General features: G+C 69.2%; 14 protein-coding genes. 6 read left to right on the top strand and 8 right to left on the bottom strand.

Annotation, left to right across the window (positions count from 1 at the left end; translation table 11 throughout):
* Positions 1-326: 326 nt before the first annotated feature.
* Positions 327-1,337, bottom strand: coding sequence for a saccharopine dehydrogenase family protein (locus ACZ54P_RS19670; RefSeq protein ID WP_465462983.1), 1,011 nt, complete (start codon positions 1,335-1,337; stop codon positions 327-329).
* 99 nt (positions 1,338-1,436) lie between these two features.
* Here ACZ54P_RS19670 and ACZ54P_RS19675 point away from each other — a divergent pair, with 99 nt between their 5' ends.
* Positions 1,437-2,396, top strand: coding sequence for a helix-turn-helix domain-containing protein (locus ACZ54P_RS19675; protein WP_465462984.1), 960 nt, complete (start codon positions 1,437-1,439; stop codon positions 2,394-2,396).
* On the opposite strand, the gene ACZ54P_RS19680 is transcribed toward ACZ54P_RS19675, so the two are convergent.
* The 4 genes from ACZ54P_RS19680 to ACZ54P_RS19695 form a co-directional block, all read right to left on the bottom strand.
* On the bottom strand, positions 2,377-3,198 hold the full coding sequence (locus tag ACZ54P_RS19680; protein ID WP_465462985.1) for an SGNH/GDSL hydrolase family protein: 822 nt from the start codon (positions 3,196-3,198) through the stop codon (positions 2,377-2,379). The two genes, ACZ54P_RS19675 and ACZ54P_RS19680, sit on opposite strands and share 20 nt — an antisense overlap.
* A gap of 10 nt (positions 3,199-3,208) precedes the next feature.
* On the bottom strand, positions 3,209-3,421 hold the full coding sequence (locus tag ACZ54P_RS19685) for a hypothetical protein (protein ID WP_465462986.1): 213 nt from the start codon (positions 3,419-3,421) through the stop codon (positions 3,209-3,211).
* A 174-nt stretch (positions 3,422-3,595) separates the two neighbouring features.
* Positions 3,596-5,014, bottom strand: a complete 1,419-nt coding sequence (locus tag ACZ54P_RS19690; protein ID WP_465462987.1) for an acyl-CoA synthetase — start codon at positions 5,012-5,014, stop codon at positions 3,596-3,598.
* A gap of 11 nt (positions 5,015-5,025) precedes the next feature.
* Positions 5,026-6,309, bottom strand: a complete 1,284-nt coding sequence (locus tag ACZ54P_RS19695) for an SLC13 family permease (RefSeq protein ID WP_465462988.1) — start codon at positions 6,307-6,309, stop codon at positions 5,026-5,028.
* Positions 6,310-6,455: 146 nt separating this feature from the next.
* Here ACZ54P_RS19695 and ACZ54P_RS19700 point away from each other — a divergent pair, with 146 nt between their 5' ends.
* Both ACZ54P_RS19700 and ACZ54P_RS19705 read left to right on the top strand, forming a co-directional pair.
* Complete coding sequence (locus ACZ54P_RS19700; protein WP_465462989.1) at positions 6,456-7,160, top strand: FadR/GntR family transcriptional regulator; 705 nt, start codon at positions 6,456-6,458, stop codon at positions 7,158-7,160.
* A 109-nt stretch (positions 7,161-7,269) separates the two neighbouring features.
* Complete coding sequence (locus ACZ54P_RS19705) at positions 7,270-7,620, top strand: hypothetical protein (protein ID WP_465462990.1); 351 nt, start codon at positions 7,270-7,272, stop codon at positions 7,618-7,620.
* Here ACZ54P_RS19705 and ACZ54P_RS19710 read toward each other — a convergent pair.
* Positions 7,617-8,840: an FAD-binding protein gene (locus ACZ54P_RS19710; protein WP_465462991.1), complete on the bottom strand. Its 1,224-nt coding sequence runs from the start codon at positions 8,838-8,840 to the stop codon at positions 7,617-7,619. The two genes, ACZ54P_RS19705 and ACZ54P_RS19710, sit on opposite strands and share 4 nt — an antisense overlap.
* A gap of 107 nt (positions 8,841-8,947) precedes the next feature.
* Between ACZ54P_RS19710 and ACZ54P_RS19715 the strand changes: the two genes are divergently transcribed.
* From ACZ54P_RS19715 to ACZ54P_RS19725, 3 genes are read left to right on the top strand one after another with little or no spacing between them, the layout of a single operon-like run.
* Complete coding sequence (locus tag ACZ54P_RS19715) at positions 8,948-10,180, top strand: ArsB/NhaD family transporter (RefSeq protein ID WP_465463144.1); 1,233 nt, start codon at positions 8,948-8,950, stop codon at positions 10,178-10,180.
* 25 nt (positions 10,181-10,205) lie between these two features.
* On the top strand, positions 10,206-10,973 hold the full coding sequence (locus tag ACZ54P_RS19720; protein WP_465462992.1) for an IclR family transcriptional regulator: 768 nt from the start codon (positions 10,206-10,208) through the stop codon (positions 10,971-10,973).
* A gap of 32 nt (positions 10,974-11,005) precedes the next feature.
* Positions 11,006-12,181 carry a 4-hydroxybenzoate 3-monooxygenase gene (locus ACZ54P_RS19725; protein WP_465462993.1) on the top strand — a complete coding sequence of 392 codons (1,176 nt, stop codon included), beginning with the start codon at positions 11,006-11,008 and terminating at the stop codon, positions 12,179-12,181.
* A 486-nt stretch (positions 12,182-12,667) separates the two neighbouring features.
* On the opposite strand, the gene ACZ54P_RS19730 is transcribed toward ACZ54P_RS19725, so the two are convergent.
* Positions 12,668-13,324 carry an HNH endonuclease signature motif containing protein gene (locus ACZ54P_RS19730; RefSeq protein WP_465462994.1) on the bottom strand — a complete coding sequence of 219 codons (657 nt, stop codon included), beginning with the start codon at positions 13,322-13,324 and terminating at the stop codon, positions 12,668-12,670.
* 283 nt (positions 13,325-13,607) lie between these two features.
* Positions 13,608-13,895 carry a hypothetical protein gene (locus ACZ54P_RS19735; protein ID WP_465462995.1) on the bottom strand — a complete coding sequence of 96 codons (288 nt, stop codon included), beginning with the start codon at positions 13,893-13,895 and terminating at the stop codon, positions 13,608-13,610.
* Positions 13,896-14,126 lie beyond the last annotated feature (231 nt).

Consider the following 14,126-nt stretch of genomic DNA (forward strand, 5'->3'; position numbering starts at 1 on the left):
TGCCTAAGCTAGCCGGATGGTCCAGACAAAGCGAGGGAACTGCACCGGTGATTCAGACCACTTCGCGCAGCGGCGGCGCTGAGCCGTGCTTTCCGGCCGGGCAAGGGACAGAACAGCGCATCCTGGGCACTTTCCCCCGCCACGCAAGGTGATCTGCCCGTCGATGCCGAGCGAATCCCTGCCGGTACAGACGATCTGGTCGACGACGCGCGTCGTCAGTCCGGCGCCCGAGACCGAGAGGGTCAGCGTGCCCCGCGGATCTGGCGGTCATCGTCGCGCCTATGCCGCCCTCGCCGCCTCCTCAGGTAGCCGAGCGGCACGGCCGTTCACTCGACGGTTTCCACGGTGACCCGCGGCGCCAGCGCCGCCAGGAAGTCGGCCGCGTCGAAGACCTCCCCGGCCGACACGACGCCGGTCGCCCTGGTCCGGCCGTCGAGCACCCGCTGGGCCGCCTCCACCACCAACGGGGCCGTGATGGCGTAGATGTCCTGTCCGCGAGCCACGATCCGCCGTTCCTCGCCGCCGGACCGCACGACGACGTCGACCACGAAGGTCTGCGGAGACGGGCCGTCCGCGGGCGGCGCCGGTGTTTCGGGTGCCAGCACGTCGCTTGCCGCGTTCACCGTCATGTACGTGCACACCTCCGGAATCGGCAGGTGACTCGGCACGGTGACGACGTCCGCCATGGTGAACTCGCCGAGGACCGCCTGGGTACCGAGCGGCGCGGGGAAGTCCCAGTCCAAGGTCGGCAACGCGTCGTCCCGGTGCTCGATCCGTCCGCCGGAGAACCGGAGCCGCTGCCCGTTCCTCCGCTCCCGTGAGACCTTGCCCGCCGCGCGGGTTCCGGCCGTCGGGTGCCAACTGCTGAGCGCGTAGGCGATATGCGCCTCATCGGCCGACGTCCAGTCGCCCATCGCGGCGGTGACCAGCAGGTCGCCGAGGCCGCCGAAGAACGCCATCGCGGGGATCACCGTCGCCCCCTCGGCGCGATCACCGAACCGGGCGAACGTGTCGATGTTCGCTTCGAGCTCCGCGGCCACGTCCAGATACGGCACGCCCGCCCGCAGCGCCGCTTCGATCACCGGAGCGGCGGTGTCGGCGAACGGACCGGCGGCGTTGATCACCGCGTCCGCGCCTTCCAGCGCGCGGTCGAGAGAGGCCGGGTCATGGACCGAGGCCTGCCGGATCTCGAGGCCGGGCCAGGGCAGGTCACGCAGTTTGGCTTCGTCCCGGCCCACGGCCAGCACGCCGATCCCCCGCTCGCGCAACTCCGCCACCACGAACCGTCCGGTGTGCCCGTAAGCCCCGAACACCGCGACGTCGTATCCCGTACCCATGAGTTCTCCTGCCCTCGGTTGATCCACTGTGGACCATCCTGTCGGCGGAGATCGCCCGTCGACAGTGTCCGGAACGCCATCATGCGTACACTTTCGGACATGAGCACGGTCGCCCTCGCCGCCACGGACGGGATGCTGCAGTTCGAGCTGTCCATCGCCAACGAGGTCTTCGGCACGGGCCTGCCGGGATTCACCGGCTCCTGGTACGAACTCACCGTCTGCGGTGCGGCCGCGGTCGAGGTCGGCCGGTTCCTCCTCGAACCGGACGACGGGCTCGACCATCTCGCGCGCGCCGACACCGTGATCGTCCCCGGCTGGGCGGACATCGACGTCGATCCGCCCGCCGATCTCGTCGACGCGGTCCGCGCCGCCCACGAAGCCGGCGCGCGGGTGGCGTCCCTCTGCACGGGCGCGTTCGTGCTGGCCGCCGCCGGTCTTCTCGACGGGCGGCGCGCGACGACGCACTGGGCGCACACCGACGTCCTCGCCGCGCGTCATCCCCTGGTGGAAGTCGATCCGGACGTCCTCTACGTCGACAACGGCAGCGTGCTGACCTCGGCGGGCAAGGCCGCGGCGATGGACCTGTGCCTGCACCTGGTCCGCCGTGACCACGGTTCGGCGATCGCGAACACCATCGCCCGTCGCCTGGTCGTCCCGCCGCATCGCGCGGGCGGGCAGGCCCAGTTCGTCACCGCGCCGGTGCCGGAACAGGACGATCACCCGCTCGGCGGCCTGCTCCCTTGGGTGACCGAGCGGCTGGACCGGCCGCTGACCGTCGAAGACCTCGCCCGCCGCGCCGCCATGAGTTCGCGCAACCTGGCGCGCCACTTCCGGTCGGCGACCGGGACGACGCCGCTGCGCTGGCTGCTGACCCAGCGCATCCGCCGCGCTCAGGAGCTGCTGGAGCGGACCGACGACAGCATCGACCTGATCGCGGAGGCCACCGGCATGGGCACCGCCGCGACCCTGCGGCGGCATTTCAACCAGACCGTCGGCGTGCCGCCGGACAGCTACCGCCGCACCTTCCGGGCGCGGACGATTAGCGGATTCGCGCCGTGACCAGGTCCGCGACGGCCGCCATCCCGGCCTCGTTCGGGTGGTAGGGCACGCGCCCCGGCGCGGCCGCGTACCGCTCCATCCACGGAACGGCGGCACAGGCGTGGTGGTGCGCGCTCACCGCGGCGGCCGGGATCAGGGTCACCCGCCCGGTGCGGGCCGCTCGCCGGGTCGCGGCCGCCAACCGGTCCGCGACTTCGCGTTCGAAGGCCACTTGCTCCGGGGTGAGCGGCACCCCGTCGCAGGCGGGCGGCGTGCGCGGCACGATCGTCAGATAGTCGACGACCAGCACCCTGGCCCGCGGCGCCCGCTGACGGACGGCCGCGATGACGGCGCCGATCTTCTCGTGCACCGTGGTAAGTGCCGCCCGCATGGCGTTCTGGTCGACCTGACCGCAGTTCGCGCCGCCGGTGTTCTGGCAGCCGTAGGTGAAGAGGCTGCCGACGTAGCCGACGTCGTTGCCGCCGATGGTGACCGTCACGAGCCGGGTGTCCGGGGTGACCGCCTCGATCTGCGGCGGCTGCCCGGCCTGTCCGGTGGTGAGGATGTTCGCCGTGGTGGCTCCGCTGCAGGTGACGTCGGTGAGGGCGAGCCCGCGTTTCTCGGCGACGAGGCTCGCGTAGTTCTTCGTCGAACGTCCGCACGCCGCCGGTGTTCCGGGCTGTTGCGGCGGGATTCCCGGTCCCGCCGCGAAAGAACTGCCCATGGCGACGTAGCGGGTGGCTTCGCCGCCTTGAGCGGGAGGTGTGGCCAGGAGAGCGAGCGCGACCGCGCCGACCACCGCGGCGGATATCCGCTTGACCATGTCGAACCCCTTATCTCACGAAGGTGACCGGTTCCGGTCCCGCGATGCCGTCGATGACACCGAGGGCGAGCATATCTTCGGGACGTGGCTTCAGTTTCCCGGCGAGCGCGGGGATGGACGCCCACACTCCACCGGTGGTGGGATGCCGCACGACGGCGATATGCGGCAGGCCTTCTTCACGCACCGACACCAGGCCTCGCGCGATGCGCTGGAGCTGTCGCAACGCGGGAACGCCTCCTGCATCCGCGTGCCACCCGTGGACAGCAGTGACACGACGGGCAGGCGCACGGCCTCGTGGCCGCCGAACTTCGCGCGTTCGCAGACGACCGCCTCGTCCGTGCCCGTGCGTTCTCTCGCGCGTGCCAGGGAGTCGCCGTACCCTTCCCAGCCCAGCGGGTCAGCCATGGAGCGCCCGCTTGAGGACCTTGCCCATCTCGTTGCGGGGCAACGCTTCCAGGTAATGGACCACACGCGGGCGCTTGTGCGGCGACAGCAGACCGGCCACGTGGTCGGCGAGTTCGTCGGCCGTCGGCCGCACCCCGGCCGGGACGATCCAGGCGACGATGCGCTCGCCGAGATCCTCGTCCGGTTCGCCGGTGACGGCCGCTTCGGCGACCCGGGGATGCTCCAAAAGCGCGTTCTCGATCTCACCCGCGCCGATCTTGTAGCCGCCGCTCTTGATCAGATCGGTGGCGCGGCGGCCCACGATCCGCACATAGCCGTCCTCGTCACGCACCGCCATGTCGCCGGTACGGAACCAGCCGTCGTGCAGCGCGGCTTCCGTGGCGTCCTGCCGGTTCAGGTAGCCGAGGAACAGATTCGGGCCGCGGACCTCGATCTCCCCCACCGTCTCACCGTCGACGGCGTCGAACGGGACACCGGAGTCGTCGACCAGCCGCAGGTCGACACCGGGTACCGGCGGGCCGACCGCGCCGGGCCGCCGCTCCCCCGAGACGCGGACACCGCAGTTCATCAGCGTCTCGGTCATGCCGTAACGCTCGACCACGCGCTGCCCGGTCGCCACGGCGATCCGCTCGTGGTCGGTCGCGGGCAGCGCCGCGGAACCCGACACCAGCAGCCGCGCCGCGCCCACTCCGGCGGCCAGGGCGGGATCGGCTTCGCAGTCGGCCGCCAGCCGGTGGTACATCGTCGGGACGCCGAAGAGCATCGTGCCCGCTCCGGCGAGTTCCTTCGCCGCGGCTTCACTGCTGAACCGCCCGAGGTGATGCAGCGAACCTCCCCGCCGCAACGGGCCGACCACGCCCAGGATCAGGCCATGCACATGGAAAAGCGGGAGGGCGTGCACGAGGACGTCGGCGTCGGTCCAGTCCCAGATCTCGGCGAGCGCGTCGAGATTCGAGGCCACCGCCCGTCGCGGGAGCAGGACACCCTTCGGCGGTCCGGTGGTCCCGGAGGTGTAGATGACGAACGCCGGTGTCCCCGGATCGGGCTCCGCTCCTTGCCACGGCGTACCCGAGGCCGCCAGGTCGACGTCGATCCGTGGCAGCGCGGCGAGTTCCGCGGGCAGCACCGCGTCCGGCTCGGCCAGCACCAGATCCGGCGCGCTGTCGGCGACGATGTGCGCCAGTTCAAGCGATCCGGCCTTCGGGTTGATCGGCACCGCCGGGACTCCGGCGGTCAGCGCCGCCACGATCGCGACGCACGTCCGGAGGGTCGGCGTCGCCCACACCGCGACGCGCGTGCGGCCGGCCAACCCGGCTGCCAGCGAGCCCGAGACGGACGCGAGTTCGGCGTAGGTCAGGGATTCGGTGCCGAACCGCAGGGCGACGCGATCCTTCTTCCCGGCGAACAGCATGGGTCTCCTCCTCAGCCCCAGTTGGGCACGACGAACACGAGCCAGGCGATCAGCGGCACGACGGCCACCACGAGCGCCCCGTACACCAGAAGCTGTTTGAAGAACTTGTCGCGGTCGACGTCCTTCGCGTTGGCGAGGACGAGCGCGCCGTTGGTGGAGAAGGGACTGACGTCCACCATCGTCGCCGAGACCGCGAGAGCGGCGATCATGCCGACCGGCCCGATCGTGCCCTGCGCCAGGAACGGCACGGCGAGCGGGATGAGCGCGCCCATCAGCCCGACCGACGACGCGAACGCCGAGACCACGCCGCCGATGTAGCAGAGCAGAAGGGCCGCGAGCAGCGGGATCCCGACGGTGGTGACCGCGTTGCCCACGTAGTCGATGGTGCCGATCTCTTTCAGCACGGCCACATACGTCAGCACGCCGCAGATCAGAAGCACGGTCGGCCAGGTGATCTCGGAGACGGCGGACCGGCTGGTCTTGGGCCACGCGACGCTCAGCAGGACGGCGACGGTGATGGCGGTCAAGCCCGGGTCGAGGTCGAAGACCAAGGTGCCGACCACGAGCGCGATCAACCCGGTCAGCGTCACGATCTTGGGGCCGTCCAACGGAATGGGCTGCTCGTGCGGCAGCGGTTCCTCGTCGGCCTCCTCGGTGCCGGAAGCCGCTCCGGCCGTCACGACCTGACGGCGCCGCAGTTTGGTCCCGCCGAGGACGACGAAAAGGACACCCGCGATAGCGAGGTTCATGCCGAGGCTGGCGAAGAACAACACCACGGGGCTGCCCGCGATGGTGTTGCGCTCCACGATTCCGTTGACGATCGAGCCGTAGACGCTGATCGGCGAAAAACCGCCACCCTGCGCGCCGTGCACCACCATCGCGCCCATGAGCAGCGGGCTGATCTTGTAGCGGGCGGCGAACCCGAGGGCGATCGGCGCGACGATCGCGCAGGCCGCCGGGCTCACCGCGCCGATCGCGGTCAGCGCGCCGGTGACCACGAACATCACCCACGGGATGAGCGCGATCCGGCCGCCGACGAGCCGGACGGCCGCGGCCACCAGCCAGTCGGTGGTGCCGTTGGCCCTGGCGATGGCGAACAGATAGGTGACGCCCACCAGCACCACGAAGATGTCGCCGGGGAAACCGGCGAAGATGCCGTCAGTGTCCAAGCCGCCGGCGAGAGTGCCGACGAGGAACGCCCCGGCGAAGGCGAGCGCCCCCATGTTGACCGAGCGGGTCGTGGCGACGGCGAAGATCACGACGAGAACGAGGATCGAGATCAGCTGGGCGGACATGACCGTCCTCCTTGACGGCGGGAGCCCCCTGGCGTATGGCCGAGTGGACTAGTGGCTGAGCCACTTTCCCTGTGACGGCGGACACCTGTCAAGCCGCGAGTGGTAAATTGGCTGAGCCACTTCCGCAGTCCGACCGAGGGGGACCAGTGCCGGAGGCGTTGAGCCGGTTGAACCGCGCGAAGCTCTACGAGCAGGTCGTCGAACGGATCAAGGCGCACGTCGAGGAATCCGGCCTGCACGCGGGCGACAAGCTACCGAGCGAACGCGACCTCGCCGAGCGGCTCGGGGTCAGCCGCGCGTCGATCAAGCAAGCGATCGTCGTGCTCGAGGTGCAGGGACTGCTCGAATCCCGCCACGGCGGGGGCACCTACCTGCGCAACGATCATCTCGACGTCGAACCGGTCGACGAACTCGTGGCCCGCCGCCGTCGCCTGCCGGAGGTGCTCGAAGCCCGCGAGGCGATGGAGACCAAGCTCGCCGAACTGGCCGCGCTGCGGCGATCCGAAGCCGATCTCGCCGCGATCGACGCGGCGCTGGCGTACATGGCGACCGAAATCAAGGGCGGCGGGCACGGCGCCGAAGGCGATCGCCGGTTCCACGAAGCGATCACCGCCGCCGCGAACAACAGCCTCCTCGCCGAATTCATGCGCTCGATCGACGCGCAGATCGCGGAAAGCCGCACCGAGTCACTGCGTCAGCCCGGCAGACCGTCGCGATCGCTCAGCCAGCACCACAAGATCGCCGACGCCATCCGGAACAGCGACCCGAAAGCGGCCGCGAACGCGATGCAACGGCACGTGCAGACCGTGAGCAAGGTCCGGCTGCTGAGCTGGGATCCGCAGAGCGACTAGGCTGTGTCCGACAGCGCCTTGACCAGCCTCCGCAGTCCACAAAGGACACTTTTCGAAAGCGGGGCCACTTCCGTCAGGATATCAGCCCGGCCGGGCTAAGCTCGCCCTTGTGCCACTCGTGGAAATCACCTACGCGCCCCATCTTCCCGAAGCCAAGTTGCGTGAGCTGGGCTCGGTTCTGCCGCATCTCGTTTCCGTCGCGGTGGAATGCCCTGAGGAGCCCTACGACGGCGAACTCCAACCCGGTGACGTCGAACTGCGCTTCCGGCAGCCTGGCCCGTTCGACCGTTTCGGGCTGGATCTGCTGGTCGAGGTCCGGTCCAAGTGGTTCCCGAGCCGGGCCGACAACCGTCAAGAGCGAGTGGACCTGCTGCGCACGAGCATCGAATCCGCGACCGGGATCGACGACGTCGGCGTCTATCTTTCGCTGCCCGTCGCAGCTTGGTCGCAATCGGATTAGCGCTCGCCGAAGACGTTCCGTCGTACGAACGGGCTTCGGAACTTGCCGTCCGGGTCCAACTCTTCGGCCAGCGCCCGGAAGTCGGCCAGCCGTGGGTAGTCCGCAGCCTGATGGAAGAGCTTCCCCCAGTGCGGCCGCACATCGAAGGGCGCCAAGCGTTCCTCGATGACGGGCAGCAGCGCGCGGACCGCGTCCCGTTCCGGCTGCCAGGTGAAGTGCAACGCCAGCCGGTCGCCGCCGTGGAACGGGCTGAGCCACAGCTCGTCCGCCGCGACCGTGCGGATCTCGGAGGTGAGCAGCAGGGGCGCGAGCCGGTGCCCGAGGCCGCGCATCGTCTCCATCGCGGCGACGGCGTGCCGGATCGGGACGAAGTACTCGGTCTGCAGTTCGTTGCCGACACTGGGCGTGAAGTCCAGGCGGAAATGCGGGATCCGTTCGTGCCACGGCCCCGGCACCCCGAGTTGCCGCGTGCAGTTGTCCGCCGGGATCCCGGCCGCGTGCGCCGGATGCCGCGGCCCGTCCGCGGCCTTCGCGCCGAAGAAGTCCGCGCCCGGCCACCCCGGCCCCTTGACCCAGACCTGGTCGATCGTCTCGCGGGCCCAGTTCGTGAACAGGCTGACGCTGTAGCCCGCGGCCTGGATCTCCTCGAAGTGCTCGTACGCGGATTCCCATGGCAAACCGTCGAAGACGTCCTGCCGCAGGTCGAAGGCCGGCACCAGGTCGAGGGTCAGCCGGGTCACCACGCCCAGCGCGCCGAGGCCGACGACCACGCCGTCGTGGTGGGTGTACGACTTCACCTCACCGTTCGCGGTGACCAGCTCCAAACCGGACACGGCCGACGCCAGGCTCTGGTTCCGCCGTCCGGAACCGTGCGTCGCCGTCGCGACGGTGCCCGCCACCGTGCAGTGCGGCAGTGACGCCAGGTTGGCCAGCGCGAATCCGGCCGCGTGCACCCGTTCCGCGATGTCGCCGTAGCGCGCCGCCGCCGGAACCGTGATGGTCGCCGCGTCGCTGTCGAGTTCGGTCGCCGGATCCAGCCCGGCGAGGTCGAGCTGGACGCCGTCCGGAGAGTCCGCGATGTCGTTGAAGCAATGCCTGCTGCCCAGAGCCTTGACCGCCGTCGCCGCGGCGACGGCTTCCTGGACCTGCTCGACGGTCCGAGGGCGAAGAATCCGTTCCGCGGTGAAGGTCTGATTCCCCGCCCAGTTCGTCTCGCGCACCAAGCCCCTTTTCCTTACGGCGTCCGGACGCCCAGCCTACCCAGGCTAGATTGCCGGGGTAGCGCTTCACGTGGAGGAGGTTCACCCTGACCGGCATCACCGGCGAGCTGCTGTCCATCGTGCTCTTGCTGGTCGTTCTCGCGTTCGCGGTGATACGGCCTCGTGGTCTGCCCGAGGCCGTGGCCGCCGTCCCCGCCGCGGGGATCGTCCTGCTGGCCGGGGTGATCTCGGTTCCTGACGCCGTCGACGAGGTGGCCAGGCTGGCCCCCGTCGTCGGCTTCCTCGCCGCGGTGCTCGTACTGGCCAAGCTGTGTGACGACGAAGGACTGTTCCAGGCAGCCGGGACGGTGATGGCCCGGTTCGGCCGCGGACAGCCGCGCCGGTTGCTGGTCGCGGTGTTCGCCGTCGCCGCCGCGGTCACCGTGGTGCTGAGCCTGGACGCCACGGTCGTGCTGCTGACCCCGGTCGTGTTCGCCACCGCCGCTCGCATGGGCGCGCGGGCCAAACCGCACGCCTACGCCTGCACGCATCTGGCGAATTCGGCTTCGTTGCTGCTGCCCGTGTCCAATTTGACCAATCTGCTCGCCGTCGCCGCGACCGGCATCTCGTTCCTCCGGTTCACCGCGCTGATGACTCTGCCCTGGCTCGCGGCGGTACTCACGGAGTACCTCGTGTTCCGCCGGTTCTTCGCCACCGACCTGGCGGCTCGGCCTCGTGGCGGGAACGCCGTCCCGGGCCGCGAGGTCCCGGCCTTCGTCCTGGTCGTCCTCGGCCTGACGCTGGCCGGTTTCGTGGTCACGTCGCTGCTGGACGTGAGTCCCGCGTTGGCCGCGTTCGCCGGTGCCGCCGTGCTGGCCTCCCGTGCTCTCGCGCAGCGGCGGACCTCGCCGGCCACGATCGTACGATCGGCGAACATCCCTTTCCTGGCCTTCGTACTCGCTTTGGCGATCGTGGTCCGCGCTGTCGTCGACAACGGACTGGCCGCGGCGCTCGGTCACGTGGTGCCGACTTCCGCCACGTTTCCCGCCCTGCTCGGTGCCGCCGCGGTGGCGGCCGTACTCGCCAACCTGATCAACAACCTGCCCGCCGTGCTCGTGCTGCTTCCGCTCGCCGCGGCGGGCGGGACACCGGTGGTGCTGGCCGTGTTGATCGGGGTCAACCTCGGGCCGAACCTCACCTACGTCGGCTCGCTGGCCACGTTGCTGTGGCGGCGGATCCTGCACCGGCACGACGCCCGGCCCCAACTGGGCGAGTTCACCCGGCTCGGCCTGCTCACCGTTCCGGCGTCCATCGTGCTCGCCGTCGCCGGGCTCTGGGCTGGGCTGATTCTGGTGCCGTGATTCCACTCAGTGAGAAGATGACGGGGTGTCCGGGAACCTTTCCTCGCCGGGAGCGAGCGTCACGTCACGGGTGTTCGCCCTGCTCGGCGCCTTCGATGTCGACCATCGCGAACTGTCGCTGACCGAACTCGCGAGGCGTGCCGCCCTGCCCCTGCCCACGGCGCACCGCCTCGCCCGCGAACTCGTGGGCCTGGGTGCGCTGGAGCGACGCGAAGACCGCTACGCCGTCGGCAGGCGACTCTGGGATCTCGGTCTGCTCGCCCCCGTCCACTTCGAACTGCGGCAGGTCGCCGCGCCGTTCCTGCAGGATCTCTACGGCGCGACCGGCGCCACCGTGCACCTTGCCGAACGCGACGGTGGCGAGGTGCTCTACCTCGACCGGCTTTCCGGTAACGCGTCCGTACCCGTGGTCAGCCGGATCGGCGGGCGCTTGCCGCTGCACGCCACCGGGGTCGGGAAAGTACTGCTGGCCTGGGCTCCGGAAGACGTCCAGCGCCAGGTGCTCGAATCACTGACCCGCGTCACGCCGTACACCATCACGCAGCCCGGTCGGTTGCGCGAACAGTTGCGGCGGGTCCGCCGGGAAGGTTATTCCCAGACCGTTGAGGAGATGAGCCAAGGCGCCTGTTCGGTCGCCGTCCCGATCCGGCCGACCGCGGCCGGCGACGTCGTCGCGGCGCTCGGCCTGGTCGTCCCGGATCTGAGCCGTGGCCGGGCGCGGCTGATCTCCGCGCTCCAGGTGGCGGCCGCCGGTATCGGCCGGAGCCTTTCACTGAGTGGAAGTATCGACTAGAAGTTCGCCCGCCGCACGCCCAAACTCCTGACATGCGCACCCCAGTCGCCATCGTCGGCGCCGGCCCCGCCGGACTCCTCCTGTCGCATCTGCTCGACCTGGCCGGAGTCGAATCGGTGATCGTGGAGACCCGCTCACGCGAGTACGTCGAGGCGCGGATCCGGGCGGGCATCCTCGAACAGTCCACAGTGGACCTTCTCCGCGAGGTCGGGCTCGCCGAACGGCTCGACCGCGAAGGCGACGAACATCGCGGCATCTACCTGCAATGGCCGGAAGAGCGGCACCACCTCGACTTCATGGACCTGGTCGGGCGCAGCGTGACGGTGTACGGGCAGACCGAGGTGACCAAGGATCTCGGCGAGGCGCGTGCGGTGGCCGGACAGCAGATCCACTACGAGGTCAGCGACACCGCCGTACACGACATCGAGACCGACAGCCCCTACGTCACCTTCACCGACCCGGACGGCACTCCGCAGAGGCTGGACGCCGACGTCGTCGTCGGCTGCGACGGCTCCTTCGGCCCCTGCCGCGCCGCGATCCCCGACGCCGCGAAGCAGACCTGGGAACGCACCTACCCGTACTCGTGGCTCGGTGTCCTCGCCGATGTCGCCCCCTCGACCGATGAACTCGTCTACGCCTGGCATCCCGACGGTTTCGCCATGCATTCGATGCGCTCGGCCACCGTCAGCCGGCTGTACCTGCAGGTGCCGAACGGCACCGACATCGGCACCTGGTCCGACGACCGGATCTGGGACGCGCTCGCGACCCGGCTCGGCCACGGCCAGCACGGCTGGACGCTCACGTCCGGGCCGATCACCGACAAGAGCGTGCTGCCCATGCGCAGTTTCGTGCAGCAACCCCTGCGCCACGGCCGGCTCTTCCTCGCCGGGGACGCCGCCCATATCGTGCCACCCACCGGCGCCAAGGGCCTCAATCTCGCCGTCGCCGACGTCGCCCTCCTCGCCCCGGCCCTGGCGGCTTTGGTGCGGGACAAGGATTCCGCGCTCGCCGACGCGTACTCCGACACCGCGCTGCGCCGGGTTTGGCGGTGTACCCACTTCTCGTGGTGGATGACGACGATGCTGCACCAGTCGGAGGATCCGTTCGACCGGCAGTTGCAGCTTTCGCAGTTGCAGTGGCTCGCGCGGAGCGAAGCGGGCCGGGCAGGGCTGGCGGAGAACTACGCGGGGCTCCCCATCGGGTTCTGAGCATGTCCGGCTACTGGGTTGCCGTCGCCGCTTTGCGGCAACCGGGGCTGCCGGGGAGAACCACTGAGCTATTGAGGGGTAAGGCAAAGGGTGCCAGTCCCGCCCCCCCCTTTGCCTCACCCTTCGATAAACGCGAGGGGAGAACGTCCGCATTTAGTCCTCTAAATGCGGAGTCCACGGTGGCGTCCTCGGCGGGTTTGGGGGCCACGCGGGCCGCGGCCGGGCTCCGAACACGCACCTCCGCAGTGCACGCCCTTCGACCCCGCCAGCCGCTGCACATGTCGCGAAAGCCACTTTCGGGACGCCCCATGTCCTCAAAGTGGCTTTCACGACATTAGGGGATACCGCTGTCCGCTGTCCCAGCAACCCGTCGAAGTCATCCGTGCCCCCCCAGCTCTACCGCACCACAACATCCGGAGCCGTCCACCCTTGTCGCCGTTTCGCGGCGACACATCGGCAACACCGGGGCAACACCCCGGCAGCACCTCAAAACGGCGGCAGTTCCGGCCGCGGATCGTGCAACGGCGGCGGTTCACTGACGTGGACCCCTCCGGTCGGGGTGGTGACCTTCAAGGTCCCGTCGGGTTCGAGGTGATAGATCCAGCCGGGTTCGTCCTTGAGCCGGTGGTCGCGGCGGCAGTATGTGACCAGATCGGCCACGTTCGTTTCGCCCTGGAACTGCCATGGGATCGAATGGTCGAGTTCGCAGGCGTGGGCGGCCCGGCCGCAGCCGGGTCTTCGGCACTCGCGATCCCGCACCCGGACGAACTCGGCTGTTGCCGCGTCCGGGCGATACCGAGTCCTGCCGAGGTCTTGAACCTGGCCGCTCAAAGGGTCGGTGATGATGCGCCGCAGCACGGTGTCCGGTCCGGTGGCGATGTGACGGCCCAGCTCGGCCGGAAGGTAGCCGTGCCCGGCCATCTTCACGGGATCATGGTTCAACCTCAGATACGTGTTGAGGTCCATGTACAGGAACACCTCTGTTCGCTCGGAGACACCGCCGTTCCCGCCAAGGAGCAGATCCAGGGCGATATCCGCGCGGAGCTGGTCCAGCGTTCTCGCGTCGCCCTGGTTCCGCAGCGTCCGGGCTTCCTGGTTGATCCGCTGATAGGCAGCGGTGACCTTCTCGACCGGTCCGTCCACCACCTCGATCGAGGCGACTCCTGCCTCACCGTGCGCCACGGACAGCCGGCGCGTTCGGCCGCTTGTCTGTCGGCGCCGGATTGATCAGCTTTCGTCGCCGCGTAGCTCGCGGCTTTGCGGACCTGCGTACTGTCTTTGTCCGGTATCCGTTTCTCCAGCACCGCGTCCGCCGTCAAAGAGTCGTCATCGGACAGCCAAGCCGTCGCCTCGGCGACCTTCTGCGCGTTGAAGCCGCTCACTTTCCCGCGGTCCATCAACGACAACGTCCGAGGCAACCGCGACGTCAACGCCACCCCGTCGCCACGAGAGAACCTGCGAAACCGTCCACAAGGGACAACTCAAGCGCCACCTCCTGAACGACGCTCCGCGCACCACCGCGCAACTCGCTCAATCGCGCCAGCGCCCGATACCGTACGGCTTCCAGACGTGCGAGCGCGACACCGACCTCCTTCGCGACACGAAGGGAAGCCTTGCCGTCCAAGGAATGTATCGCGGCATTGATTTCCTCCATAAGATTCGAATCGGTCATTTCCTGTACTGCCGCGACAACGGCGGCTCTGGAATCAGCCATGCAAAAGACACTACGACAGACCACCGACAGAAACGGGCTCTGTTGATCCGCGAGCGAGTCCAGCCAACGTGGCGGTTCCGCCCCCGTATCCCCAAAGGACAGTTCTTGCGGTACCGCGCGAATTATCCAAACTGGTAGCTCGGAACGGTCACCGCCAGCCCCAAAGGCGAGGGAGCTCACGGCGATCGTTTCTCCCCGAACACGCCACGCGGATCGCTAGAACACATAGGA

Source organism: Amycolatopsis sp. NPDC034160 (assembly GCF_055575355.1).

What these genes read in the sequence shown, in the direction of transcription:
- ACZ54P_RS19670 (WP_465462983.1), bottom strand. Translation starts at nt 1,337, where the DNA reads ATGGGTACGGGATACGACGTCGCGGTGTTCGGGGCTTACGGGCACACC.
- ACZ54P_RS19675 (WP_465462984.1), top strand. Translation starts at nt 1,437, where the DNA reads ATGAGCACGGTCGCCCTCGCCGCCACGGACGGGATGCTGCAGTTCGAG.
- ACZ54P_RS19680 (WP_465462985.1), bottom strand. Translation starts at nt 3,198, where the DNA reads ATGGTCAAGCGGATATCCGCCGCGGTGGTCGGCGCGGTCGCGCTCGCT.
- ACZ54P_RS19690 (WP_465462987.1), bottom strand. Translation starts at nt 5,014, where the DNA reads ATGCTGTTCGCCGGGAAGAAGGATCGCGTCGCCCTGCGGTTCGGCACC.
- ACZ54P_RS19695 (WP_465462988.1), bottom strand. Translation starts at nt 6,309, where the DNA reads ATGTCCGCCCAGCTGATCTCGATCCTCGTTCTCGTCGTGATCTTCGCC.
- ACZ54P_RS19725 (WP_465462993.1), top strand. Translation starts at nt 11,006, where the DNA reads ATGCGCACCCCAGTCGCCATCGTCGGCGCCGGCCCCGCCGGACTCCTC.
- ACZ54P_RS19735 (WP_465462995.1), bottom strand. Translation starts at nt 13,895, where the DNA reads ATGGCTGATTCCAGAGCCGCCGTTGTCGCGGCAGTACAGGAAATGACC.